The organism is Pantoea jilinensis (assembly GCF_019104105.1).
GTDB classification, from domain to species: domain Bacteria; phylum Pseudomonadota; class Gammaproteobacteria; order Enterobacterales; family Enterobacteriaceae; genus Pantoea; species Pantoea eucalypti.
On record NZ_CP077746.1, the window covers coordinates 3315218 to 3339868 of the forward strand.

Annotated in this window: 21 protein-coding genes and 1 pseudogene; 13 read left to right on the forward strand and 9 right to left on the reverse strand. The window is 55.0% G+C overall.

Annotated features, from left to right (window positions below; all coding sequences use genetic code 11):
- The first annotated feature begins 10 nt into the window (after window positions 1-10).
- Entirely contained in the window at window positions 11-1294 is a 1284-nt protein-coding gene (locus KTJ90_RS15710; RefSeq protein ID WP_286866119.1) for a cystathionine gamma-synthase family protein, read from the forward strand.
- Here KTJ90_RS15710 and cueO read toward each other — a convergent pair whose 3' ends face one another.
- Window positions 1295-2908 carry a multicopper oxidase CueO gene (cueO, locus tag KTJ90_RS15715; protein WP_286866118.1) on the reverse strand — a complete coding sequence of 538 codons (1614 nt, stop codon included), beginning with the start codon at window positions 2906-2908 and terminating at the stop codon, window positions 1295-1297.
- 181 nt (window positions 2909-3089) lie between these two features.
- Here cueO and KTJ90_RS15720 point away from each other — a divergent pair, with 181 nt between their 5' ends.
- The 4 genes from KTJ90_RS15720 to KTJ90_RS15735 all read left to right on the forward strand — a co-directional run bounded on the left by KTJ90_RS15720 (window position 3090) and on the right by KTJ90_RS15735 (window position 6704).
- Window positions 3090-3437: a YacC family pilotin-like protein gene (locus tag KTJ90_RS15720; RefSeq protein ID WP_003854673.1), complete on the forward strand. Its 348-nt coding sequence runs from the start codon at window positions 3090-3092 to the stop codon at window positions 3435-3437.
- Window positions 3438-3539: 102 nt separating this feature from the next.
- Window positions 3540-4403 carry a polyamine aminopropyltransferase gene (speE, locus tag KTJ90_RS15725; RefSeq protein WP_008925603.1) on the forward strand — a complete coding sequence of 288 codons (864 nt, stop codon included), beginning with the start codon at window positions 3540-3542 and terminating at the stop codon, window positions 4401-4403.
- A gap of 27 nt (window positions 4404-4430) precedes the next feature.
- The gene (gene speD / locus KTJ90_RS15730; RefSeq protein ID WP_003854677.1) at window positions 4431-5240 is read left to right on the forward strand and encodes an adenosylmethionine decarboxylase; all 810 of its coding nucleotides are present in this window, start codon (window positions 4431-4433) and stop codon (window positions 5238-5240) included.
- A 174-nt stretch (window positions 5241-5414) separates the two neighbouring features.
- On the forward strand, window positions 5415-6704 hold the full coding sequence (locus tag KTJ90_RS15735; protein WP_499025360.1) for a glycoside hydrolase family 28 protein: 1290 nt from the start codon (window positions 5415-5417) through the stop codon (window positions 6702-6704).
- Between the two features lie 80 nt (window positions 6705-6784).
- On the opposite strand, the gene KTJ90_RS15740 is transcribed toward KTJ90_RS15735, so the two are convergent.
- From KTJ90_RS15740 to dtnK, 3 genes are read right to left on the reverse strand one after another with little or no spacing between them, the layout of a single operon-like run.
- Window positions 6785-7549, reverse strand: a complete 765-nt coding sequence (locus KTJ90_RS15740) for a DeoR/GlpR family DNA-binding transcription regulator (protein WP_499025363.1) — start codon at window positions 7547-7549, stop codon at window positions 6785-6787.
- Window positions 7550-7555: 6 nt separating this feature from the next.
- The gene (locus KTJ90_RS15745) at window positions 7556-8536 is read right to left on the reverse strand and encodes a D-threonate 4-phosphate dehydrogenase (protein WP_110411644.1); all 981 of its coding nucleotides are present in this window, start codon (window positions 8534-8536) and stop codon (window positions 7556-7558) included.
- Window positions 8529-9788: a D-threonate kinase gene (gene dtnK, locus KTJ90_RS15750; RefSeq protein WP_286866106.1), complete on the reverse strand. Its 1260-nt coding sequence runs from the start codon at window positions 9786-9788 to the stop codon at window positions 8529-8531. The genes KTJ90_RS15745 and dtnK overlap by 8 nt, the downstream gene beginning before the upstream one ends.
- Window positions 9789-9975: 187 nt before the next feature.
- Here dtnK and KTJ90_RS15755 point away from each other — a divergent pair, with 187 nt between their 5' ends.
- The 5 genes from KTJ90_RS15755 to KTJ90_RS15775 all read left to right on the forward strand — a co-directional run bounded on the left by KTJ90_RS15755 (window position 9976) and on the right by KTJ90_RS15775 (window position 15393).
- A complete protein-coding gene (locus KTJ90_RS15755) occupies window positions 9976-11124 on the forward strand; it encodes an iron-containing alcohol dehydrogenase (RefSeq protein ID WP_499025368.1) in 1149 nt (382 codons plus the stop codon).
- A gap of 11 nt (window positions 11125-11135) precedes the next feature.
- The gene (locus tag KTJ90_RS15760) at window positions 11136-12020 is read left to right on the forward strand and encodes a dihydrodipicolinate synthase family protein (RefSeq protein ID WP_140033790.1); all 885 of its coding nucleotides are present in this window, start codon (window positions 11136-11138) and stop codon (window positions 12018-12020) included.
- Between the two features lie 79 nt (window positions 12021-12099).
- Complete coding sequence (locus KTJ90_RS15765) at window positions 12100-13515, forward strand: sodium:solute symporter family protein (RefSeq protein ID WP_003854696.1); 1416 nt, start codon at window positions 12100-12102, stop codon at window positions 13513-13515.
- 1 nt (window position 13516) lies between these two features.
- Window positions 13517-14713 (forward strand): sialidase family protein, encoded by a 1197-nt coding sequence (locus tag KTJ90_RS15770; protein WP_008925597.1) that lies wholly within the window; start codon window positions 13517-13519, stop codon window positions 14711-14713.
- Window positions 14714-14721: 8 nt separating this feature from the next.
- On the forward strand, window positions 14722-15393 hold the full coding sequence (locus KTJ90_RS15775; RefSeq protein WP_179291181.1) for an SDR family NAD(P)-dependent oxidoreductase: 672 nt from the start codon (window positions 14722-14724) through the stop codon (window positions 15391-15393).
- 48 nt (window positions 15394-15441) lie between these two features.
- On the opposite strand, the gene yacL is transcribed toward KTJ90_RS15775, so the two are convergent.
- The 3 genes from yacL to KTJ90_RS15790 form a co-directional block, all read right to left on the reverse strand.
- Window positions 15442-15819 carry a protein YacL gene (gene yacL / locus KTJ90_RS15780; protein WP_003854704.1) on the reverse strand — a complete coding sequence of 126 codons (378 nt, stop codon included), beginning with the start codon at window positions 15817-15819 and terminating at the stop codon, window positions 15442-15444.
- 189 nt (window positions 15820-16008) lie between these two features.
- Window positions 16009-18606: a bifunctional aconitate hydratase 2/2-methylisocitrate dehydratase gene (acnB, locus tag KTJ90_RS15785; protein ID WP_008925596.1), complete on the reverse strand. Its 2598-nt coding sequence runs from the start codon at window positions 18604-18606 to the stop codon at window positions 16009-16011.
- A gap of 591 nt (window positions 18607-19197) precedes the next feature.
- Complete coding sequence (locus tag KTJ90_RS15790; protein ID WP_039658766.1) at window positions 19198-19707, reverse strand: phenolic acid decarboxylase; 510 nt, start codon at window positions 19705-19707, stop codon at window positions 19198-19200.
- A gap of 105 nt (window positions 19708-19812) precedes the next feature.
- On the opposite strand from KTJ90_RS15790, the gene KTJ90_RS15795 reads away from it, so the two are divergent.
- From KTJ90_RS15795 to KTJ90_RS15805, 3 genes are all read left to right on the forward strand, one after another.
- Entirely contained in the window at window positions 19813-20718 is a 906-nt protein-coding gene (locus KTJ90_RS15795) for a LysR family transcriptional regulator (RefSeq protein ID WP_003854707.1), read from the forward strand.
- Between the two features lie 388 nt (window positions 20719-21106).
- Window positions 21107-21508, forward strand: coding sequence for a hypothetical protein (locus tag KTJ90_RS15800; protein ID WP_008925594.1), 402 nt, complete (start codon window positions 21107-21109; stop codon window positions 21506-21508).
- Window positions 21501-22154 (forward strand): Ssp6 family T6SS pore-forming effector, encoded by a 654-nt coding sequence (locus tag KTJ90_RS15805; protein WP_008925593.1) that lies wholly within the window; start codon window positions 21501-21503, stop codon window positions 22152-22154. The genes KTJ90_RS15800 and KTJ90_RS15805 overlap by 8 nt, the downstream gene beginning before the upstream one ends.
- A gap of 266 nt (window positions 22155-22420) precedes the next feature.
- Here KTJ90_RS15805 and KTJ90_RS15810 read toward each other — a convergent pair.
- A pseudogene (locus tag KTJ90_RS15810) lies at window positions 22421-22867 on the reverse strand (transposase family protein); the annotation flags it as partial.
- A 228-nt stretch (window positions 22868-23095) separates the two neighbouring features.
- Window positions 23096-24520 carry a dihydrolipoyl dehydrogenase gene (gene lpdA, locus KTJ90_RS15815; RefSeq protein ID WP_033763238.1) on the reverse strand — a complete coding sequence of 475 codons (1425 nt, stop codon included), beginning with the start codon at window positions 24518-24520 and terminating at the stop codon, window positions 23096-23098.
- Window positions 24521-24651 lie beyond the last annotated feature (131 nt).

Genomic DNA, 24651 nt, shown 5'->3' on the forward strand with positions numbered 1-24651 from the left:
GGAGATCACAATGACTTCATATTCAGGCAAAAAAACGCATATTGGCGACAGGCCACTTCACCCTGAAACTCAGATGCTGAACTATGGCTATGATCCCCGCCTCTCTGAAGGTGCGGTGAAGCCGCCCGTGTTTCTGACGTCAACATTTGTCTTCGACAGCGCCGAAGAGGGGCGGGACTTCTTTGACTACGTTTCTGGCCGACGTGAGCCACCGGAAGGCAAATCTGGTGGTCTGGTCTATTCCCGCTTTAATCACCCTAACAGCGAAATTGTTGAAGATCGGCTGGCGGTTTATGAGCAGGCAGAAAGCTGTTCGCTTTTCTCTTCCGGCATGGCCGCCATTTCCACTGCTCTGCTGACGTTTGCCCGTCCAGGCGAGGTGATCCTGCACTCCCAGCCGCTCTATGGCGGCACCGAAACGCTGCTCAGCAAAACGCTTCACAATCTGGATATTCAGGCCGTGGGTTTCAGCGACGGTAATGATGAAGTCAAAGTGCGGGATGCCGCTCAGCAGGCGATGGCGCAGGGCCGGGTGGCGGTGATCCTGATTGAAACGCCGGCGAATCCCACCAACAGCCTGGTCAATATCCGCCTGATGGCGCGTATTGCCGATGAGATTGACCAGCAGCAGGGTTCACGACCCATTATCGCCTGTGACAACACCCTGCTCGGCCCGCTGTTCCAGCAGCCGCTGACGCTGGGCGCTGACCTGTCGCTTTATTCGTTAACCAAATATGTAGGCGGTCACTCTGACCTTATTGCGGGTGCCGCAATGGGCAATAAGGCGCTGATGGCGAAAGTGCGCGCCCTGCGCAGCGCCATCGGCACGCAGCTGGATCCGCACTCAAGCTGGATGCTTAGCCGCTCGCTGGAAACCCTGTCGCTGCGGATGGAGAAAGCTTTTCAAAATGCGGAAGCGGTCGCGGCGTTTCTGCGCGATCACCCGAAAGTGGCGAAGCTGCACTGGCTACCTTATCTGGATGCGGAGAGCGCCGAAGGTAAGACTTATCGTGAACAGTGCAGCGGCGCGGGTTCAACCTTCTCATTTGATATCACCGGCGGCCAGGCTGCGGCGTTCCGTTTTCTCAATGCGCTGTCACTGTTTAAGCAGGCGGTGAGCCTGGGCGGTACCGAGTCGCTGGCCAGCCATCCTGGCAGTACCACCCACTCCGGCGTGCCGCAGGCGGTGCGTCAGCGTATTGGTATCACTGACGCCACGGTGCGGCTGTCGATTGGCATCGAGAACGCCGGCGACCTGATTGAAGACATCAAACTGGCGCTCGATCAGGTGTAATCAGCTCACGGTAAAGCCCAGCATCATGCCGGTATCTTCATGCTCCAGCAGATGGCAATGGGCCATGTAAGCGTGTTCGGCGGCGGCGACATAATTGAAGCGTACCAGCACTTCACTGCGCCAGCCGTCGACATTCACCATATCTTTCCAGCCCTGCCGATGCGGAGCGGGCGGTTTGCCATTTTCAGAGAGAATACGGAACTGAGTGCCATGAATGTGGAACGGATGCAGCATGGCATCGCCCTCCCCTGAAATCGTCCATTTTTCATAATCACCCAGTTTCACCGCAAACGACGGTTTTTTCATGTCAAAGGCCTGGCCGTTGATCTTGTTGCCGTTGTGGAAATCGTAACCGGCGGGCGGCGCATTGCCGTGCATGCTGTGATCCATACCTTCCATGTTTTCCATACCTTCCATACCGTCCATCGGCTCTGCCGCCTTTTTCTTCGGCGTCTGCGGCATCGAATGATGACCGCCCTTGCCCATCGCTTTCTCGCCGTAGCGCTGCATCAATGCCTGCATGCCCTGCTGGTCCAGTTGCGGATCCATCATCAGTTGCAGCCAGCGTGTCGTCAGTCCGTCGGTGGCCGGCAGCGCGGGCAGCGTCGCCAGCCGATCCGGCAGCGTGGCGCTGGCCATCACCCGCAGCGGCAGGATCTGCACCAATGGCAACGGCTGGTCAAACGGCGGTAGCGTCATGCCCATCTGCTCTGTCGGCAGCGTGACCAGATCAAAGGCCTTGCCATCAGAGGTATCAATCATTATCTCAAAACGTTCGCCCGGCAGGAGCGGTAACGCGTCGAGCTTGACGGGCTCAGCCAGCAGACCGCCATCGCTGGCGATGATATAAAGAGGACGTTTATCACTGGCGGCAATGTTCAGCGAACGGGCGTTACAGCCATTGAGTAGCCTCAGACGCATCCAGCCCCGCGGTACTGCATGCTGCGGATACTGCACGCCGTTGGTCAGCATCATGTCGCCAAACCAGCCCACCGCGGCGCGCATCACGTCGAGCTGATAATCAATATGGCTGCCATCTTTGGTCAGCTGCTTATCCTGGAAAATCAGCGGCACATCATCCACGCCCCACTGCGAAGGCAAGCGCAGCGTTCCGCTCTCTTTGTCTTCCAGCAGGATCAGGCCCGCCAGCCCCTGTGCCACCTGATGCCCGGTCTTACCGTGCAAATGCGGGTGATACCAGCAGGTGGCGGCGGGTTGATCGGGCGTAAAAGAGACCTGACGCGAACCACCAGGCGCAATCACCGCTTGCGGGCCGCCATCGACGGCGCCGGGGATTTCCAGACCGTGCCAGTGCAGGGTGGTCGCCTCATTGAGGCGGTTATAGATGTTGACCGTAACCGGTTTACCACTCTGCATCTTCAGCACCGGTCCCAGCAGGCTGCCGTTATAGCCCCAGGTCGGCACCGCTTTGCCGTTCCACTGGGTGGTGCCCTGCATCGCGGTGAGGCTGTAGCTTCCCCTGGCATCAGGTTCCAGCAGCGACGGGATCGGCAACAGTGGACGGGTGGCCGCCATCAGCGAACGGCTCCAGAGCGGCAAAGCTCCGGCTGCACTCAGTGTGGCGGTGAGTTTCAGGAAATGGCGACGTTGCATGGTGATCATCCTTGTGGCATCAGTGCAGACAGCCTAAACCCTGACCTTATGGGAAGGTCAAGTCTTACCCGTGAGAATCTGACGAAAAAAGGCGGTACAGCGCCCTGCAGCGCCAAATTAATCGAAAATCTGAGAATAACTGTGCTAACGTCATGAGCAATATCCATTGAAGAGAAAGACTATGAAGCAAAGTATCAGGATCCTGCTGTTGACGGGACTCCTTGGCTTCTCCTCCACCAGTTTTGCCCTGAGTGAATCCGAAGCGGAAGATCTGGCTGATCTCACGGCGGTTTTCGTCTATCTGAAAAATGATTGTGGCTATCAGGATTTACCGGACGCGCAGATTCGCAAAGCGCTGGTCTTTTTTGCTCAGCAGAACCGCTGGGATTTAAGTAATTACAGCAACTACAACATGAAGGCGCTGGGCGAAGATAGCTATCGCGATCTCAGCGGCATCGCCATCACCAACGATAAAAAATGTAAGTCACTGGCCCGCGATTCCCTGAGCCTGCTGGCCTACGTCAGGTAACAGCTCTGCCCTCTGCAGCCGGACATTGACCGTGCAACGGCGGTCAGTGTTAGCTATCATGTGCCGCCCATCTTCATGGCGATGTCATCAGAGGAGAGCACCATGGCCCAAAATGAAACGTGGTATGAAACCCTTCATGCTGGTTTTGGCCAGTATTTCACGGTAGACAAAGAGCTTTACCGTGAAAAGACTGCGCATCAGGATTTAATCATTTTCGAAAATGCCGCAATGGGCCGTGTTATGGCGCTGGACGGCGTTGTTCAGACCACCGAACGCGACGAATTTATCTATCATGAAATGATGACTCACGTTCCACTGCTGGCGCATGGCGCGGCGAAGAGCGTCCTGATTATCGGCGGCGGCGATGGCGCAATGCTGCGTGAAGTATCACGTCATCCTGAAGTCGAAAAGATTACTATGGTGGAGATCGATGCGGGCGTCGTAACCTTCTGTCGCCAGTATCTGCCAAACCACAGTGCAGGCGCCTATGACGACCCACGCTTTACGCTGGTGATTGATGACGGCGTTAATTTCGTCAATCAGACCCAGGAAAAATTCGATGTCATCATCTCTGACTGTACGGATCCAATTGGTCCGGGCGAGAGTCTGTTTACCTCCGAATTTTATGCGGGTTGCAAAGCGTCCCTTAATGAAAATGGCATCTTCGTGGCGCAGAATGGCGTCTGCTTCCTTCAGCAGGATGAAGCCGTCAACAGCCATCGCAAGCTGAGCCACTATTTTGGCGATGTCAGTTTCTATCAGGCGGCGATTCCGACCTACTACGGCGGTATTATGACCTTTGCCTGGGCGAGTGATAATCCGGCGCTGCGCCAGCTTGATACCGCCACTCTGCAGACACGTTTCAAGGCTGCTGGCCTGACCTGCCGTTATTACACACCAGCGATTCATACCGGCAGCTTTGCTCTGCCTCAATATCTGTTAAATGCTTTATCTGCCGCGTGCTGATCGGGCATTTTTAAGGGGTTAACAAAATTGCAAAAGCTAAAACTACATGGCTTCAATAACCTGACGAAAAGCCTGAGTTTTTGTATTTACGATATCTGTTACGCGAATACTGAAGCTGAACGCGATGGTTACATCGCCTACATTGATGAACAATATAACGCTAACCGGTTGACGGAAATCCTGACGGAGACCTGCTCAATTATCGGGGCTAACGTGCTCAACATTGCACGCCAGGATTATGAACCGCAGGGAGCCAGCGTCACGATTCTGGTCAGTGAAGAGCCGATCGATCCCAAAGATATCGATAACTCCGAGCATCCAGGCCCGCTGCCAAACTCGGTAGTGGCGCATCTCGATAAAAGCCATATCTGCGTGCATACCTATCCGGAGAGCCATCCTGAAGGCGGGCTCTGCACCTTCCGTGCGGACATTGAAGTCTCAACCTGTGGCGTGATCTCACCGCTCAAGGCGCTGAACTACCTGATCCACCAGCTGGAGTCAGACATCGTTACCGTCGATTACCGGGTGCGCGGTTTTACCCGTGATGTGAAAGGGATGAAGCACTTTATCGATCACGAGATCAATTCGATTCAGAACTTCATGTCTGACGATATGAAAGCGATGTATGACATGGTGGATGTGAATGTCTATCAGGAGAACATCTTCCACACCAAGATGTTGCTGAAAGAGTTCGACCTGAAACACTACCTGTTTAACACCCGCCCGGAAGATCTCAGCCCGCAGGAGCATAAGCGTATTACTGACCTGCTGTGGAAAGAGATGCGTGAGATCTACTACGGCAGAAATATCCCCTCAGTGGGCCTGAAAACCCTCTGATGATCCGGCGCGCAGCGTGACACCCCATAACCTGCGCGTCTCTTCCCACTTATCCCTCCGACTTTTCATCACGGCAACCGCCGTAATTCCCTGATCGCCAGCAATAATTTGCCTGCCAGAGCGTGCTACTTTCAGCGCTGAACGCTCATTTCTCAACCACTACAGGCAAAAAAAATGGCAAGAATTAACATTATTGATTTCGCTGCCGTCCCGGACGCCACCTCACTTTCCACTCAGGCGATACAGCGCGCGATTGATAGCGCATCAGCAGGCGACACGGTGCTGATCCCGGCTGGCCGCTTTCTGACCGGTGCGCTGTTTCTGAAAAGTGAGATGACGCTGGAGCTGGCGAAAGATGCCATGCTGCTCGGCAGCCAGCGGCTGGAGGACTACCCGGACATCCCTACGCGCGTGGCGGGAATTGATATGGTCTGGCCCGCGGCGATGCTTAACATTAATCACTGCCGCAACGTCACCGTCTGCGGCAGCGGCACGTTCGACGGACAGGGTGCCGTCTGGTGGCATAAATTCTGGGGCGACGACGAGAACAGCGGGATGCTGGCGGACTATACCCGTCGCGGCCTGCGCTGGGTGGTGGATTACGACTGCAGGCGTCCACGTAACGTAGTGGTTTACGAGAGCGAATGCGTGACGCTGGAGGACTTCACCTCACAGGATTCCGGCTTCTGGAACCTGCACGTCTGCTATTCGAAACAGGTGAATCTGCAGAGGCTACGTGTCATGAACGCCACCGGCCCCAGCACCGACGGCATTGATATTGATTCCAGCCAGTTAGTGCGTGTGGAGAGCTGTACGGTCTCCTGCAATGACGACAATATCTGCGTGAAATCGGGTCGCGGCGCGGAAGCACAGCAGCTCGGCAGAACCGCACGCGATATCATTATTCGCGACTGCACTCTGCTGAAAGGTTCGGGCATTACCCTGGGCAGCGAAACCTCTGGCGGTATCGAAAATGTCATCATCGAACACAACCGTTTTTCCGGCACTGGCGTCGGCTTTCGCATCAAGTCCGCCCGAAATCGCGGCGGCTGGATCAAAAACATCGTGGTTCGCCATCTGAAGATGGAGGATGTCTGTTATCCGTTTATGCTGCAGCTGAACTGGTTCCCGCAGTACAGCTACAGCGAACAGCCCGCCGACACCAAACAGCCGCCACACTGGCGTAAGCTGGCATCAGGCGTCACGGGTGATGCTGGCCTGACGCGGGTTGAGAATATCAGTATCAGTCATATCAGCAGCAGCCTGACTCAGCCAGCGGCGTTTTCCCGCGCCTTTTTTGTTGAAGGCACGCCGGAAAACCCAATCGAACAGCTGAGTTTCAGCGATATTACGCTGCAGGCGCAGGAGTTTGGCAAAATAGCGGGCGTAACGAATCTGAGGTTTGAGCGGGTTACGGTAGACGCGCCGTTAACGCGCGAAGAGCATGACGCCTACGCGCGTTAACGGCGACTGCAGAAGATAAACGCGCAGCGCTGCTCTCACCCTGCTTTACGATGAGGTCAGAGAAGCACGGCGCGTTCAGTTCAGGCAGAGGTCAGCGCCAGCGTAATACCGCGCTCGCGCAGCGTGCGGCAGACATCCTCGTCTAACCGGCTGTCGGTCACTACATCGGTCAGATCATCCACCGGTGACGCGCAGAACAGCGACCAGGAGCCATATTTACTGCTGTCCGCCAGCAGAACCCGACGCGCCGCATTGGCCAGCAGGTCATGTTTCAGCCCCGCTTTCTCTTCAGTCGGCGTGGTAATACCGCGCTCAAGGCTCCAGGAGTTACAGCTGACAAACGCAATATCGGGATTGATGCTGCGCAGCAACCGCCGTCCATGTTCACCCACACAGGACTGACTGGAGTCGTCGATCCGGCCGCCAATAATTGTCACTTCGATCTGCTTAAATTCACACAGAAACAGCGCAATGTGCAGGTCGGCGGTAATCACACGCAGCGGCAGATGGGTGAGCTGACGCGCCAGCTCCAGCATGGTCGTGCCCGCATCCAGCACCACCGCATCCCCTGCCCGGACAAAGCTGGCGGCGCATTCTGCGATCGCCTGCTTCTCGGCCAGGTTACGCTGCATTTTTTCCAGTGTGGTTGGCTGGGCAGGGATAAAACGATTCAGGGTAACGCCGCCATGACTGCGGCTGATCACGCCCTCTTTATCCAGCTTAATCAAATCACGTCGAATCGTGGCGGGTGAGGCGGAAATCGCACTGACCAGTTGCTCAACAGTCACCAGATTATGGCTTTTCAGGTAATCCATAATCTGGTCAAGACGGCTCTGTCCCTTCATATTTCCCTATGCGAGCTGCATCGCGAGTTTAATAGAGATCGCCATGCTGTCAGACTTCGCTTTACCTGTCCAGGCGATATCAAATGCCGTGCCGTGGTCAGCTGAGGTGCGGATAAATGGCAGGCCTGCGGTGATGTTCACGCCATCATAGAAGCCCAGCAGTTTAAGCGGGATATGCCCCTGATCGTGGTACATCGCTACCACCATGTCATAGCGTCCATCCTGGCACTGCAGAAACACCGTGTCCGGCGGGCAAGGCCCGAAGACATCAATTCCCTGCGCTTTCATCGCCTCAATCGCCGGGGCGACGGTGGTGATCTCCTCATCGCCAAATAGCCCGTTCTCACCGGCATGCGGATTGACGCCCGCCACGGCGATACGCGGGGCGCTGTAACCCACACGACGCAGGAAGGTGTCCGCCATACCAATTACGGTTTTGATGCGTGTCTGGTTGAGCGTGTCGAGGAACTTACGCAGCGCAATATGCGTCGTGACATGAATGACTTTCAGCTTATCGGTGTAGAGCACCATGGCGTAATCTTTGGTATTGGTAAGGTGCGCCAGTAGTTCGGTATGACCCGGATAGAGATGGCCCGCCGCATGCATCGCCTCTTTGTTCAGCGGCGCGGTGGCAATAGCATGTACCTCGCCCGCCAGCGCCAGTTCGGTAGCTCGCTTTACGCAGCGCCACGCCAGATCCCCCGCCTCTTTCTGCACGACGCCAGGCTTCAGCGCATTGGGGTCGGCCAGCGGCTCATCAATCACGTTGATGATGCCGGGCGCAAACCGTGCATCCTGCACCCGGTCCAGCACCCGCAGCTCGGCCTGTGGCGTAATGTTCATCGCCATAATGCGGCGCAGTGTACTGGCACAGCCAATCACCACGGCAGGGATGCCATTCAGCTCACCTTCAGAGAGCGATTTGATAATGATTTCCGGGCTGATGCCCGCCGGATCGCCCATGGTGATCGCAATAATTTTACTCACTCGACTTCTCCTCAATAAAACCAATGGCTGCTACCAGGGTATTTTCATCACCAAAGCCACCCGCTTTGGTCATTACCGGCAGAGTAAATTCGCTGTTAAGCAGAATCCCGTGCGGCACACAGCCCGCCACCAGACCCTGAATTTTAAACCCGCTGGCCCCGAGAGCCTGAGCGACGGCAATCGCCACGTCGCCTCCTGACAGATAGAGCGCATGCGGTAGTTGCGCCCGGCACAGGCTAAAGGCCATTTCGCCCAGTAGTTGACAGATCGCCTCGCCCAGCTGCTGGCGCGTCAGGCTATATTGCTGGCAGAGATTTTCGATCTCGTGTCGCTGGAATGCATGCTGGCAAGTGCGGATCACCGTGTGGCGACCGGCACGCAATGCGGAGGTCGCCTGTTCGATCCAGCGATTCCGATCAGGCCAGGCGGGCTGCTGAAACAGCTGACGAATATCGACATCCACTATCTCAACGGCACGGTGATGACGCAGCGCAGCGATCTGCTGCTCTGCCTGACGGCTCATCGATCCCACCACAGCCAGCACAGGTCGCGCGGGGCAAACGGAGAGCGCAGCACCCAGCGCATCGCTTAACCCGGCAGTCCCCACCAGCAGGGGCGTTTCGCTCAGACGCGCCGCAGCCGTGATCAGTCGGGTCAGGTCGCCTTCCGTTTCAGCATCCACCACCACCACGCCCTGCGACGCCGCTAATACCGCATCAAGCCGATCGCTGCGCAGCGTCGCGAGATCGATCTCCGTGCCGTCGATCTGCATCTGATCGAGGATGCGGGCACTCAGGATCGGGGTTTTGGGATCGCTGGCAAATTCGGTGTCCGTCAGTAAACGCTGATCGACCCACACCTTGCCGTCGCGTGTGGTGCGGCCCAGTCGCGGTACGGCCGGTGCCACCAGCGCCATTTTTTTGCCGCTGGCGCGTAGCGCAGCCACCGTTTCAGCGCCGACGTTGCCACGCAACGTGGAGTCGATCTTTTTAAACAGCCAGCCCTGCTGAAGCTGTTTCGCATAGTGCTGCACCACCTGATTGACGCGCTCTGCGGCCTGGATGGTGCTGATGGCCCGGCTGTCGGTGCTGATCACCAACACATCTGCCGCCGTATCTGACAGCGATGCTCCGGTGCCAAACAGCACATGTACACGGGCTCCGGCCTGTGCCAGTCCGCTACCTGCATCGTTGGCACCGGTAAAGTCGTCAGCGATGACGAGCACCGGTGTTTTCCATATTGATGAGCCCATCCTCACTCCTGTCAGGCTATTGCCGCTGCATTTGATTATATTCAATCATGATTGATTATATGTGAGCAAGTTCAAATTAATCGAAATCGATATGCCTTATAAAATTAGCCACAGAGAGTGACTGACTTCGCATTGCGCTGAGCAAAATTAATCATTTACTCAGACATGACAGAGATAAGGGTATGAAATGAACATTAACAGCACGGTGATCAGCGGATATCAGGCGTTAAACGACATGCGCTATCTGCTGAAAGGCGTATCGACAGCGGTGGTGGTCACGGACCGGAACATTGAGGCGATTCCGGCGGTACAGGCTCTGATGGGTCAACTGCGGGATCTGATTCCGCGCATCAGCCTGGTAAATAGCGTTCCTCCTGAGCCAAGCCAGCATGACGTAGCCACGATTATCTCAGCGCTTTCCCAGGGCCAGGTCGACATGGTGATTGGCATCGGCGGTGGCAGCGTACTGGATGTAGCGAAGCTGCTGTCAGTGCTGTGCATTGACGCGGCACCCGCGCTGGACGCCCTGCTGGCTGGCGAAAAACCGGTGCGCCGCACCAGTTCAATGTTAATTCCCACCACTGCCGGCACCGGCTCGGAAGCGACGCCAAATGCGATTCTGGCGATCCCGGAGAAAGAGACCAAAGTCGGCATTATTTCACCAGTGATGCTGCCCGATGTGGTGGCGCTGGTGCCGGAACTCACCACCAGCATGCCACCGCACATCGCCTCGTCTACCGGCATTGATGCCCTGTGTCACCTGATCGAGTGCTTCACCGCCAACGTGGCCAATCCGGTCAGCGACAACTATGCGCTGATTGGGATGAAGAAGCTGTTCGCGAATCTCGAAACCACGCTGCGCGAGCCGGAGAATCTGCAGGCACGGCTGGAGATGCTCTGGGCCTCTTATTATGGCGGCGCATCGATTGCCCATGCCGGGACGCATCTGGTGCATGCGATGTCCTATCCGCTTGGCGGCAAATATCACCTGCCTCACGGCGTTGCCAACGCCATTCTGCTGGCCCCCTGCATGCGCTTTGTCCGTCCGGCCGCGGTGAGCAAATTCGCTCAGGCCTATGACCTGCTGCCCGACGCCGACGTCCGTTTAAGCGATGAAGAGAAATCACACGCGCTGGTCGACTACTTCACCGCGCTGGTTGCACGGCTGCAGTTGCCTGCCAGCCTGGAAGCACTGGGCATCGGCCCGAATCACCTGCCTTATTTAGTGGAAGCGGCGCTCGACGTGCAGCGCCTGATGAAAAACGTGCCGATGGCGGTCACCGCCGACGATGTGCGCGCCGTCTACCTGACGCTGTTCCCTTCCTGCCAGGCGTAATGAGGATTGTCATGAATAAGAAAATCAACGGCGTACTGACCGCCATCGTCACCACCTTTGACCGTGAAGGTGCCTTTGATCCGATGAAACAGCGTGAGCAGGTCAGACGCCAGATCAACGCCGGAAACGGCATCTTCTGTGGCGGCACCAATGGCGAGTTCTTTGTGCTGAACGAGCAGGAGAAGATCGCCGTCACCACCACCTGCGTCGATGAGATCAACGGCCGCGCGCCTGTCGTGGCGCACATCGGCGAAATTTCGACCCGCGAAACGATCCGGCTCGGCAAACAGATTGCACGCCTGGGCGTGGATGCCGTCTCGGCGATCACCCCATGGTTTGTGCCGCTGAAACAGCAGGAGCTGATCGACCACTATCAGCGCGTAGCGGACGCGCTGATAGTGCCGCTGTTCCTCTACAACATCCCGGCGCGAACCGGCAATACCCTGCAGCCAGAGACCGTTCGCACGCTGGCCGTGCACCCGAACATCATCGGTATTAAAGACTCCGCAGGCAGCTATGAAAGTCTGAGCGGATTTCTGCAGGCCACCGCCGACTGTGAGGGCTTTGATGTGCTGAACGGCCCTGACTCGCTGATTCATCAGGGATTCGTTGATGGCTGCTCCGCCTCCATTTCCGGGCTGGCAAACGTGGCACCGGAGGCGATTAACGCCATCTGGGCGCGCTTCCGTGCCGGCGATATTGCCGGTTCGCATCAGGCACAGGAGAACGTCACCGGCCTGCGCACCGCGCTGTACAGCATCGGTTTCTCACCGGCCGCCGTGAAAAAAGCGGTCAGCCTGCAGGGCTTTGAGGTGGGTGAAAGCCGCTATGCGGTGCAGTTCAGCGCCGACGAGCAGCAGCAGATCCGTCAAATCGTGAACCACTACCTGCAATAACGTCCATCGCCTTTGTACCCTATCGGTCAGATGAGAACGAACCTGATGGTCGTCATCTGCCAGAACAATCGAGGTCATGATGAAAGCATTTTCAACTGAGAGCACCTTACTGATCGTCGGCATGGTGGTCGCCTATATCCTGTTCACCACCTGGCTGACCTGGCGGCTGCGCAGTAAAACCAGCGGCGACTTCATGGAAGGCTCCCGCGCCATGCCCGCCTTTATCGTTGGCATTATGCTGATGTCAGAGTATATCGGGGCAAAATCGACCATTGGCACGGCGCAGGCAGCCTTTGAGGATGGCTTCGCCGCCTCCTGGTCGGTGATTGGCGCGGCGATTGGGTTCCCGCTGTTTGGCCTGATTCTGGTCAAACGCATCTACAACACCGGAAAAATCACGATCTCCGGTGCCATCGCCGAGAAATATGGCAGCTCAACCAAGAACATTATCTCGCTGATTATGATCTATGCGCTGCTGCTGGTGAACGTCGGGAACTACATCAGCGGTGCGGCGGCGATCTCCACTGTGCTGAAGATCGACCTGACGCAGGCGGCCTTTATCACCGCGGTGGTCAGTACCTTCTACTTTGCGTTTGGCGGCATGAAAGGCGTCGCCTGGGTTACGCTGCTGCACAGCGCCATCAAGTACATCGGGATCCTGATTATCCTCTATGTGGCGCTGAAAATGACCGGCGGCGTGGCCCCGATGATCGAGAAAATGCCGGCGTTCTACTGGACGTGGGATGGTCACGTCGGTGCCAGTACCATTGTGGCCTGGCTGATCGGGACCGTGGGTTCGATCTTCTGTACGCAGTTTGTGATCCAGGCGATCTCCTCCACCAAAGATGTGAAGTCCGCGAAGCGCGCTACCTGGGTCGCCTTCATCTTCTGCCTGCCGATCGGTCTGGCGATGGCGCTGATTGGCGTGGCGGCGAAGTTTGCGCATCCCGATATCAAGAGCCTCTATGCGCTGCCAGTGTTTCTGCAGGATATGTCACCGTGGCTGGCGGGTATCGTCACCACCTCGCTGGTGGCCTCGATTTTCGTCAGCGTCGGCACCGTTGCGCTGGCCATCGCCTCGCTGGTGGTGAAAGATTTTTACGTGCCTTATCGTAATCCGACGCCGGAGCGCGAATTTAAAGTGACGCGCTGGATCTCGATTGGCATCGGCTTCTTCCCGCTGCTGTTTGTCCTGTTCTTCCCGGAAGTGCTGAAGCTCTCGTTCTTTACCCGCGCGATTCGCCTGTCGATCACCGTGGTGGCGATCATGGCGTTCTATCTGCCGTGGTTTAAGAGCACGCGCGGTGCCAACGCCGGTCTGATTGGTGCCTGCGTGGTCACGTCCGTCTGGTTCCTGATGGGTAATCCGTTCGGTATCGACAATATGTATTTGGCGCTGATTACGCCGGCCATCATTATGGTGATTGACCGCTGTATCCCGTCACGCCAGTCTCAGCCTCAACCGCAACACAATGCACAAAATAGTGGAGCCTAATATGACTCAGGAAACCGTCACCGCAGAACGCACCGGCCTGGTTGCGCCGCACCCGCAGGATAGCGCCCAGCAGATTGCGATGCTGCCCTCCTCCTGCCCGCAAAACCATGCGGCTAACCTGCTGCCGCTGCCCGATGGCGATCTGCTTTGCGTCTGGTTTGGTGGCACGCAGGAAGGGATTGCCGATATCTCAGTCTGGTGTTCCCGGCTGACAAAAGGCAGCGATCGCTGGAGTGACGCGCAGAAGCTTTCTGACGATCCGGGTCGCTCAGAACAGAATCCGGTGCTGTTTCTCGATCCCGACCAGGTACTGTGGCTGCTGTGGACGGCGCAGAAATCAGGTAATCAGGACACCGCGATCGTGCGCTATCGCCAGTCTCACGATATGGGCAAAAGCTGGGGCGAGATCAAAACCCTGCTGGATAAGCCCGGCACCTTTATTCGTCAGCCGATTGTCGTGCTGCCCAACGGCAACTGGCTGCTGCCGGTGTTTTACTGCCTGACGCAGCCCGGCGAAAAGTGGGTCGGCAGCTATGACGTCAGCGCGGTAAAAATCTCAGAAGATAAAGGCCAGAGCTGGCGCGACGTCAGCGTGCCTGACAGCACCGGCTGCGTTCATATGAACGTGACCCTGCTGGATGATGGCTCGCTGCTGGCACTCTACCGCAGTCGCTGGGCCGACCATATCTACCAGAGCCGCTCGTTTGATCAGGGTGAAAGCTGGAGTGCGCCCGAGCCGCTGTCGCTGCCCAACAATAACTCCTCCATTCAGGTCACGACGCTGCGCAACGGTCATCTGGCGCTGGTGTTCAATGCGATGAGCGCCGAAGGGGCCAGCGAGCGCCGGTTGTCGCTGTATGACGAAATTGAAGATGATGAAGAAGACGGTGACGTTGCGGTTGCCGCCGAGCCGGTGGTGCACAGCGGGCGCACCGCCTTCTGGGGCGCGCCACGAGCGCCAATGACGCTGGCGATCTCAACAGATGGCGGCAAAAGCTGGCCGCTGCAGCGCAATCTGGATGAAGGCGACGGCTACTGCATGACCAATAACTCTCAGCAGAAGTTAAACCGTGAGTTCTCTTACCCCAGCATCAAGCAGGGTGTGAACGGCGAACTCCATATCGCCTACACCTGGTATCGCCAGGCAATTAAATATGTGCGGGTCGGGGAGTCCTGGGTGCAGGGAGGTGACGCGTGATTGAAAAGATGGCGCTGGTGACCGGCGCAAGTTCCGGCATCGGTCAGGCGATTGTGGATCGCCTGCTGGATGAGGGCTGGCAGGTGATTGGCCTGAGCCGATCGGCGATAAACCGGTCAGACGCGGGCTGGCAGAGCCATCAGATCGATATCAGCGACAGTGCGGCATTGCAGGCTTTACTGGACAAACTGCCGGTGCCGCAGGCGGTGATCCATGCAGCGGGAATGATGCAGGCCGCGCCGCTCGGGGAGCTGGATCTGAACGCCAGCACACGCCTGTGGCAACTGCATGTTGCCGCCGCAGAACAGCTGGCCAACCATTTTGCGCCCCGGATGAACGCGGGCGGCAGAATCGTGTTGCTGGGTAGTCGCACGTCAGGCGGTGCGGCGTGCCGTAGTCAGTATGTGGCCACTAAATCGGCGATGATCGGCATGGTGCGCAGCTGGGCGGCAGAGCTGGCACCGCGCGGCATTACAGCCAATATCGTGGCGCCAGGTGCCACCGAAACGCCGATGCTACAACAGCCGGGCCGGGCCAGTTCCCCGCCGCGCTTGCCACCGATAGGCCGCTATATTCAGCCGCAGGAAGTCGCCGGACTGGTCGGGTTCCTGCTTTCGCCTGCGGCCGCGACAATCACCGGTCAGCAGCTGGTGATGTGCGGCGGTGCGTCGCTGAGTTGATGAACAGGCCGGGCGACTCGGGTAGCCCGGCCTGTATCAGCGTAAAAATTACCGTACGGGTTTACCGTACTGGTTCACAAACTGGCGATAGGCGGCGATCACCAGCTGAAAATCTTCAATGCCGCAGAAGGAGAGGCTCTCTTCGTCGTAGTAGTTCATCCCCTCCTCCATGCCGTCATCTTCCAGAGCCAGCAGGTTGGCGCGAATCATTACCTCTTCCTCATCCAGCAGGATGGTGTACTCGCTACCGACGCGCTGCCACTGACGCACGCTGCCTTTGACGTCTTCGATTGCGGCTTCGACTTCATCCAGCAATCCTGGATCGTTTTTCACCTCTTCGTTGAACCAGTGGCCGACCGCTTCATGATCCATCGACATACGAACTTTAATCTGTCCGGTCACATCGCGTAAAAATTCATATTCCATCGCCCGTTCCTCTTAACGTCATCGCGTCACTAAATGAGTGTCAGCGCTGCCTGCGCGGCAAAGTGTGACACGTCGCGCATTATTACAGGCTGTCTGGCGAAATCCAGCTTTTGATCGTCTCTCTGGCCAATGCCGGGACGAAAAAAAGGGGCGAATCATCGCCCCTTTCTGTTACTGCCAGGTGAAGAATCAGACCGCAGTCTGGAAAATCACGCCGTCAGCTTTGTCAGTGTACTGCGCCAGCTGGTCAAAGTTGAGATAGCGATAAGTGTCGCTGGCTGTTTTATCAACCTGCTCCATGAATTGCTGATACTCATCCGGCGTTGGCAGTTTGCCAAGCAGAGACGCGACCGCAGCCAGCTCCGCAGATGCCAGGTAGACGTTAGCGCCATTACCCAGACGGTTCGGGAAGTTACGGGTCGAGGTGGAAACCACCGTCGCACCGTCTGCAACACGTGCCTGGTTACCCATGCAGAGTGAACAGCCTGGGATCTCGATACGCGCACCGCTTTTGCCGAATACGCTGTAGTAGCCCTCTTCGGTTAGCTGTGCTGCATCCATCTTGGTTGGCGGTGCCACCCACAGACGCGTTGGCAGCTGACCTTTGTGGCTATCCAGCAGTTTACCGGCGGCACGGAAGTGACCAATGTTAGTCATGCATGAGCCGATGAACACTTCGTCGATCTTCTCGCCCTGAACGTCAGAGAGCAGACGTGCATCGTCCGGATCGTTTGGTGCGCAGAGGATCGGCTCTTTGATGTCAGCCAGATCGATTTCGATCACCGCAGCATATTCAGCATCGGCGTCTGCTTCCAGCAACTGAGGATCGGCCAGCCATTTCTGCATGCTTTCAACACGACGCTCCAGTGTACGACGATCGCCGTAGCCTTCTGCGATCATCCACTTCAGCAGTACAATGTTGGAGTTCAGGTATTCAATAATCGGTGCTTTATCCAGCTTGATGGTACAGCCCGCAGCGGAACGCTCTGCTGACGCATCAGACAGCTCAAACGCCTGCTCGACCTTCAGATCCGGCAGACCTTCAATCTCCAGGATACGGCCAGAGAAGATGTTTTTCTTACCTTTCTTCTCAACGGTCAGCAGACCCTGTTTGATCGCATACAGCGGGATGGCGTGAACCAGATCGCGCAGCGTAATGCCTGGCTCCATTTTACCTTTGAAGCGCACCAGCACCGATTCCGGCATGTCGAGCGGCATAACGCCGGTCGCGGCGGCAAACGCCACCAGGCCTGAACCCGCCGGGAAAGAGATGCCGATAGGGAAACGGGTATGGGAGTCACCACCGGTGCCCACGGTATCCGGCAGCAGCATACGGTTCAGCCAGCTGTGGATAATGCCGTCACCCGGACGCAGTGATACACCACCACGGTTCATGATGAAGTCTGGCAGCGTGTGGTGCGTGCTCACATCCACCGGCTTAGGATACGCGGCAGTGTGACAGAAGGACTGCATCACCAGATCGGTCGAGAAGCCCAGGCAAGCCAGATCTTTCAGCTCGTCACGGGTCATGGGACCGGTGGTATCCTGCGAGCCAACCGAGGTCATCTTCGGTTCGCAATAGGCGCCTGGACGAACACCGGCTACGCCACAGGCGCGGCCCACCATTTTCTGCGCCAGTGAGAAGCCACGGGTGCTCTCCGCAACATCTTTCGCCTGACGGAATACGGTGCTGTGCGGCAGACCCAGTGACTCACGCGCTTTGGTGGTCAGTCCACGACCGATGATCAGCGGAATACGGCCACCGGCACGCACTTCGTCAATCACCACTTCGGTTTTGAGTTCGAAGCTGGCCAGCAGTTCGTTGGTTTCGTGATTGCGGACTTCGCCTTTAAACGGATAGATGTCGATGACATCACCCATGTTCAGGTTGTTGACGTCAACTTCAATCGGCAGTGCGCCTGCATCTTCCATGGTGTTGAAGAAGATTGGCGCAATTTTGCTGCCCAGCACCACGCCGCCGCCTTTTTTATTTGGCACGTTCGGGATGTCGTCGCCCATAAACCACAGCACCGAGTTGGTGGCAGATTTACGCGAGGAACCGGTTCCGACCACATCGCCGACATAGGCCAGCGGGAAGCCTTTGGTCTTAAGCGCTTCGATCTGTTTGATCGGACCGATGTTGCCTGCCTCATCCGGCTCAATGCCTTCACGGGCATTTTTCAGCATCGCCAGGGCGTGCAGTGGAATGTCCGGACGTGACCAGGCATCCTGGGCTGGAGAGAGATCGTCGGTGTTGGTTTCGCCAGTGACTTTGAACACCGTAACGGTGATTTTCTCAGCCAGTTCAGGACGTGACAGATACCATTCCGCATCGGCCCACGATTGCATCACCTGCTTCGCGTATTCATTACCCGCTTTCGCTTTCTCTTCAACATCATAGAAGTTGTCGAACATCAGCAGGGTGTGTGAAAGGGCTTTCGCCGCGATTGGGGCAAGCTTGCTATCGTCCAGCGCTTCAATCAGCGGGTGAATATTGTAACCACCCTGCATGGTGCCGAGCAGTTCAACCGCTTTTTCAGGAGATATCAGAGGAGAGGTTGCTTCGCCTTTAGCGACAGCCGCCAGGAAACCGGCTTTGACATACGCCGCTTCATCGACGCCAGGTGGGACTCGGTTGACCAATAAATCGGTCAAAAATTCTTCTTCACCCGCAGGTGGATTTTTCAGCAGTTCAACCAGCGCGGCCATCTGGGAAGCCTCTAAAGGCTTAGGTACAATTCCCTGGGCAGCACGCTCGGCAACGTGCTTACGGTATTCTTCTAGCACGACGTTATCCTCGCTCTCATTATGTAGGGCTTTCCGACCACCTTGCTCACTTATGGAGAACACACTTCCCTTTCTCGTCCAGGTTGAGGTGCCCGGTTTCGCGGAGGGCAGAATAGCAGGATTCCGTCTGTTTGTTAATCTGTTTACAAAAATACAACATAATCCACTACGCCCATTCTGCCCGCTTATCTCCCCGCATCAGGCTCCTGAGTGAGCCGATTTGGTCTCACAGCAGCTTACCGTATTCCAGTGAAATGGCGACACGATAAGGTCAGCTTTGCAGCGGTTTAAGCGAAATGATTCAGTGAAATAGATAACCGACAGGAATAGAACGCGGTGTGAATCGGGTGTAAAACAGCGGTGAGTTTGACAAAATCTCAACACCAGAGCGAAGTGTGAGGTTCTTTTGGCGTCAGAGGATTACAGCGTAGTTTTCATTTCCTGCAGTGATAGTGGCTGGTCCCGCCGCCAGAACGCGCCCTCTTCCCTTTGCGTCATGGCAAGAGGGCTCAATTCTCTTTTAATACCTGCACTGCCTGCCTGGGCAATCCATTTTTAACAAATGGACGCCATGACCGTTTTTGTTTTGCGTTAATTTTGCAGGTTAGCTGGCCAATAGGCAGGCAGCTGGTCAGGCGGACAATCAATCACGCTTTCATTATTTTCGCCCACTTCGCGGATAACGGTCAGCGTCGCGAATTCATCGATAATCTCAGTTGGATAAGCCGGACCCGTTTCGCGGAATTTTGCCATCTCTTCCAGATGATCGTTCTGGAAGCAGACGGTTTTTTCCGGGTTGTTCATTACCCAGCGAGGGAAGAAGATGGTGCCATGGAAGATTTTATCGGCCAGATTAACGGCCAGGCTGACATCGGTGCCGGTAGGTTCGGTCCAGGAGACTTTATAGACATCCTGCGCCAGACGAACGACATAGACATGCTGATTTTTAACCCAGCGATTTCCCACCATGCCGCTGTGAATACGGTAGTCGATGGTGCTGGCATTTTTGATGTAGAGCTCGTAGTTCCAGCCATTGTCATAGGTATAAACCAGATGTTTACCGACGATGCCAGACAGGTCATGTTTATCAAAAGTACTCATGATTAACTCCTCATTTGTTTCCGTTGAGAGGATTATTGCGCGTTACAAAAGCGATGAATAACGCTATTTTTAGCGCTAAATAATTCATTTTTTAGATGAGTCAACATGTACAGGACAACGCTGGAACAGTGGTATCTGCTCGATGCAGTAGTCAATGAAGGGAGTTTTGCGCTGGCAGCGGAGAAGAACCATCGCAGCCAGTCTTCATTGAGCTACCAGCTGGGCCTGCTTCAGCAGCGGCTGGGGCTGACGCTGTTACAGCAGGAGGGCCGCCGTGCGATGCTGAGTGCAGAGGGACATCAGTTGCTCGCGCAGGTGCGTCCTTTGCTGGCGGGATTCAGTGCGCTTGAGGCGCAGGCTAATGCACTACAACGCGGCGAGCGGTCACGCATCGATCTGATGGTCGATGCGACGCTGCCCAAACCTTTGCTGTTTGATGTGCTCCAGACCTTTCAGCAGCGCTATCCCCATGTGCGTATCTGGTTCAGCGAAATCGTCCGAAGTGAAACGCCTGACAGACTGGCGGAAAATCAGGCCGATCTCTGGCTGGTGGCGCAGCAGGGCGATACGCAATTTGCAGGCGAAAGCCTGATGAGTGTCGATTTCGTCGCCGTTGCCCATCGCGACCACCCATTACACCGCGAACCCGCCCCGCTTAATGCGGCCACGCTGGCTCGCTGGCCCTGCATTACCATACTGGATCGTCAGCAACAGCAGCAGTCAGAGGTGAATGGCGAACAAGCGGAAAACTGGTCATTTACAACACTGTCGGCCGCGATTGAGGCGGTCCAGCACCAGTTAGGTTATGGCTGGCTGCCGGAACAGAATATCGCCGCGCTTTTAGAGAGCGGTGAGCTTCGTCCCCTGCCGCTACTGCAGGGCCGCCGACGCAGCAGTTCACTGGTGATGCATATAAACGAAGAGAGACTGCCGGCCAATAGCGCCATTGCGGCACTGGCGCAGATGTTTATTGAACGGGTGGCGCAGGAGAAGCGCATAGCTGAGCGCTAAAGAGGCTGAGATTGTTTCCGTTGACGCGGGGAACACGCAAAAAACACGCATTCCAAAGATTAAGCTGCGGTTTATCCCCCTCAAGCGTGGAACACCAGATTGGCGATCATTGGCAGGCCCCTGATTGTGGTTATATAAGGCTGTGGTGAAGGCCGGAACGCTGCTCAAGTAATCGCAATCATTATGTATAGATTATAGTAATCTATATCTTAATATACCAAACGTTCTCATACGATCAGATTGCTGGCCCAAAGCGGTAATCTTTGGTCTATCCGGCACTAAAGCTATCTACACAGTCAATCACCGTCGATACAAAGCGCCTAAAGAACGAGAGCCGATCCCCTTTAACGAAAACCAAATTACTGATGCTGAGATAGCTAATCGAGGTATGACATTCACCTATGAGCTTTTCAACATCTATCACATGATAGAATCAGGGGTTATCAGCAAAGAGGCTGCTCGTGAAGCCTTCAAGCAAGAATGCCTCATGGACTTCAGACACAGCCTTCACCGGCTCGACTTCAATCACTGCTATGATCGAGCGGTGGTTTACTCCCTTATAATCCCTGCCGACAGCAACTTTACTGTCTCAAGGTTTGATAAAATCGCAATACAGCACAGTGAGAATCATTGGCACTTACTCAATATTGAAAGCATTGAGATAGACCGTGTTCCTTACGATGAGGTAAGCAATGGCACAGTCGGCATCAAGGTTGATAGGATAGTGCCGGAAGCAAGGGACTACTATGTAGTCAAAGTAAGCGAGGATAAGGACCTTCAGGATGCGTAGCTACAGTGAGATCGCAAAGCGTATAGCCAAAATCATTATATCGCCTGAGTCAGCGATAGGATTAATGCATGGAGTCCTGTCTGTGCCTACAGACATTGGCTATCTTGCCTATGGATTTCTTGATACAGACAGCCGCTATCAACGTGAAACAGAGAAAATAAGGATGGTTAGTGCCATCAGGCATGGCATTCTTGAAAATCACAACTTCATGAAGACAATCGAGACTGTGCTCAATATCTTCAACAAGAATGTGCCTGAATTCAAGCAGAACGCTATCTATAGCAAAACGATGGCTTCAGTTGCTGGCCGGACGCTTACGAACTCACTAATAGCCGGAAGATTAGCAACTACCATTGCGCAGCGTAGCTCCTTCCTTGTTGCGGTCAGAGGTGGCCTGATTGGTAATGCTTTACTGATCGGTGGCATGACAGAGAGATGTGTCTACACCTCTGAAAAGCTTCAAAAGAACAACCCAGAAGTCTACAACGCGCTACGCGTGCGGAACTATGATTTACTTTACTTCTTAGTTGAGCCAGCTCTGAACCCCTTCTTAGAAGCTCTGAATGTAAAGCGAACTCAGGGACAACCGGCTTTTGAGAAGATCATTGAGATGGTAGACCAGGAGGTAAACGCTAATGCGAGATAATGGGCCGGCTAAGTTGAGCTTAGGTAAACGCATCATGTATAGCCTTATAGAGGCGTCAGGTGCGATCATAGGCGGGTTCTTGCTCTTACTATGCTGCTACTGGTTCTTTCACTATGAAACGTGGCATGAGAGGCTTATAGCGATTGGCTTATCTATAGGGGTTGTCTATCTGATAGGTAAGGTCTTACCTGAACGGCCAAATCAGTAAGCCCCTCATGGGGCTATACTAAGTTTTATCAGCTCAGGCCTCATCTGAAAGTTACCCGTTATTTATACAGGTATCTATCAGAGTATATTTGGATTGAATTCTTCTCAGCCCAGAGGCGTTTTCCATCAAGTAATATTTCCATAAGCGTCCGGCCAGGGCACATTTTCCCCTGATGAGTTCGCTAATTATTAAGTGAGCCAGCCAGTCATTAAGATCAGATTTTAATGTGTCGGGTTCACCATACAGCTTTTTGTGGAACGTCACCTGATATAATTCCTGCAATATCGTGATGTGGAACCGCATCGCAGTTGCCGTTCGTCTATGGTGACATCGCTTTGGTCTTCGTATGGTCTATATCATTTATTGCCAGACAAAGTTGATAATCATGCTGCTCCACTTTGCCACAGTACTCTATGCCTCCTTCGGTCAGTATTCTTAGAATTGGCAGGCCCTGAGACGCATAAATTGACAGTACACGTTCATTCAGCAGATCTGCCGCTGCAATAAAACGTGTCACGTGGGATAACCATGATTTACAGGCGGTTTATCCCCTGCTAACGCGTGGAGCACTCTAAATTTATTTGCCTGATTACTAAATACTTATTCGCACTCAAAAATTCCACCAAATTTAACGCTCTGATTTTACCCAACATCACACCTAATCCCACCACCAGAATCCAGGCCAAAAAAAAGCCCCCATTACGGGAGCTTTCTCAATAGCTGCGGCAGAAACTTATTTCTTCTTCGCTTTCGCGTTAGGCAGATCGGTGATGCTACCTTCGAAGATCTCTGCAGCCAGACCCACTGACTCATGCAGGGTCGGGTGAGCATGGATGGTCAGCGCGATATCTTCCGCATCACAACCCATCTCAATCGCCAGACCGATTTCGCCTAACAGCTCACCGCCGTTAGTGCCGACAATCGCGCCACCAATAATACGGTGCGTCTCTTTGTCGAAAATCAGTTTGGTCATACCGTCTGCACAATCAGAAGCGATAGCACGGCCTGAAGCAGCCCACGGGAAGGTGGAGGTCTCGTAGCTGATGCCTTTCTCTTTCGCTTCTTTCTCGGTCAGACCGACCCAGGCAACTTCTGGCTCAGTATAGGCAATTGAAGGGATCACTTTCGGATCGAAGTAGTGCTTCAGACCGGAGATCACTTCGGCGGCAACGTGGCCTTCATGCACACCTTTATGCGCCAGCATTGGCTGACCGACGATGTCGCCGATAGCATAGATGTGTGGCACGTTGGTACGCATCTGCTTGTCGACGCGGATGAAACCGCGATCGTCCACTTCCACGCCCGCTTTACCAGCATCCAGACCTTTACCGTTCGGCACACGACCGATAGCTACCAGCACCGCGTCATAACGCTGCGCTTCACCTGGTGCTTTTTTGCCTTCCATTGAAACGTAAATGCCATCGTCTTTCGCTTCAACGGCGGTCACTTTGGTTTCCAGCATCAGGTTAAATTTCTTGCTGATTTTCCTGGTAAAGACTTTCACCACGTCTTTATCCGCAGCCGGGATAACCTGGTCGAACATCTCAACCACATCGATCTCTGAACCCAGCGCATGATAAACCGTCGCCATTTCCAGACCGATGATGCCGCCGCCCATAACCAGCAGACGCTTCGGCACTTCTTTCAGTTCCAGCGCATCGGTAGAGTCCCAGACGCGTGGATCTTCATGTGGAATGAATGGCAGTTCGATTGGGCGTGAACCCGCAGCGATGATGGCATTATCGAAGTTGATGGTGGTCGCGCCGCCTTCTCCTTCAACCACCAGGGTGTTAGCACCGGTGAATTTGCCCAGGCCATTAACCACGGTGACTTTACGACCTTTTGCCATACCTGACAGGCCGCCAGTCAACTGGTTGATAACCTTCTCTTTCCAGCTGCGAATCTTGTTGATATCAGTAGATGGCTGGCCAAACACAATGCCATGCTCTTCAAGGGCTTTCGCCTCTTCAATCACTTTAGCAACGTGCAGCAGCGCTTTAGATGGGATACAACCGACGTTCAGACAAACACCACCGAGGGTGCTGTAACGCTCTACCAGTACGGTTTCCAGACCTAAATCCGCACAACGGAAGGCTGCAGAGTAACCTGCAGGACCTGCCCCAAGTACCACGACCTGGGTTTTCATCTCTGTACTCATCATGACCTCTTAATTGATATCCGGCGGGTCAGACGTTCTTATAATGCCCTTGTTCCACCGGGACTTTCACCGCAAGAGTTTACAGAATTGTTAACAAACTGCCAACAGCGGCGCGACGAATCGTTAAAGGA

Excerpts from the sequence above, each read along its gene's own strand:
- KTJ90_RS15710 (WP_286866119.1), top strand. The coding sequence starts at position 11 with ATGACTTCATATTCAGGCAAAAAAACGCATATTGGCGACAGGCCACTT.
- cueO (WP_286866118.1), bottom strand. The coding sequence starts at position 2,908 with ATGCAACGTCGCCATTTCCTGAAACTCACCGCCACACTGAGTGCAGCC.
- KTJ90_RS15720 (WP_003854673.1), top strand. The coding sequence starts at position 3,090 with ATGAAGCAAAGTATCAGGATCCTGCTGTTGACGGGACTCCTTGGCTTC.
- speE (WP_008925603.1), top strand. The coding sequence starts at position 3,540 with ATGGCCCAAAATGAAACGTGGTATGAAACCCTTCATGCTGGTTTTGGC.
- KTJ90_RS15735 (WP_499025360.1), top strand. The coding sequence starts at position 5,415 with ATGGCAAGAATTAACATTATTGATTTCGCTGCCGTCCCGGACGCCACC.
- KTJ90_RS15740 (WP_499025363.1), bottom strand. The coding sequence starts at position 7,549 with ATGAAGGGACAGAGCCGTCTTGACCAGATTATGGATTACCTGAAAAGC.
- dtnK (WP_286866106.1), bottom strand. The coding sequence starts at position 9,788 with ATGGGCTCATCAATATGGAAAACACCGGTGCTCGTCATCGCTGACGAC.
- KTJ90_RS15755 (WP_499025368.1), top strand. The coding sequence starts at position 9,976 with ATGAACATTAACAGCACGGTGATCAGCGGATATCAGGCGTTAAACGAC.
- KTJ90_RS15760 (WP_140033790.1), top strand. The coding sequence starts at position 11,136 with ATGAATAAGAAAATCAACGGCGTACTGACCGCCATCGTCACCACCTTT.
- KTJ90_RS15765 (WP_003854696.1), top strand. The coding sequence starts at position 12,100 with ATGAAAGCATTTTCAACTGAGAGCACCTTACTGATCGTCGGCATGGTG.
- KTJ90_RS15770 (WP_008925597.1), top strand. The coding sequence starts at position 13,517 with ATGACTCAGGAAACCGTCACCGCAGAACGCACCGGCCTGGTTGCGCCG.
- KTJ90_RS15775 (WP_179291181.1), top strand. The coding sequence starts at position 14,722 with ATGGCGCTGGTGACCGGCGCAAGTTCCGGCATCGGTCAGGCGATTGTG.
- yacL (WP_003854704.1), bottom strand. The coding sequence starts at position 15,819 with ATGGAATATGAATTTTTACGCGATGTGACCGGACAGATTAAAGTTCGT.
- KTJ90_RS15790 (WP_039658766.1), bottom strand. The coding sequence starts at position 19,707 with ATGAGTACTTTTGATAAACATGACCTGTCTGGCATCGTCGGTAAACAT.
- KTJ90_RS15795 (WP_003854707.1), top strand. The coding sequence starts at position 19,813 with ATGTACAGGACAACGCTGGAACAGTGGTATCTGCTCGATGCAGTAGTC.
- KTJ90_RS15800 (WP_008925594.1), top strand. The coding sequence starts at position 21,107 with ATGACATTCACCTATGAGCTTTTCAACATCTATCACATGATAGAATCA.
- KTJ90_RS15805 (WP_008925593.1), top strand. The coding sequence starts at position 21,501 with ATGCGTAGCTACAGTGAGATCGCAAAGCGTATAGCCAAAATCATTATA.
- lpdA (WP_033763238.1), bottom strand. The coding sequence starts at position 24,520 with ATGAGTACAGAGATGAAAACCCAGGTCGTGGTACTTGGGGCAGGTCCT.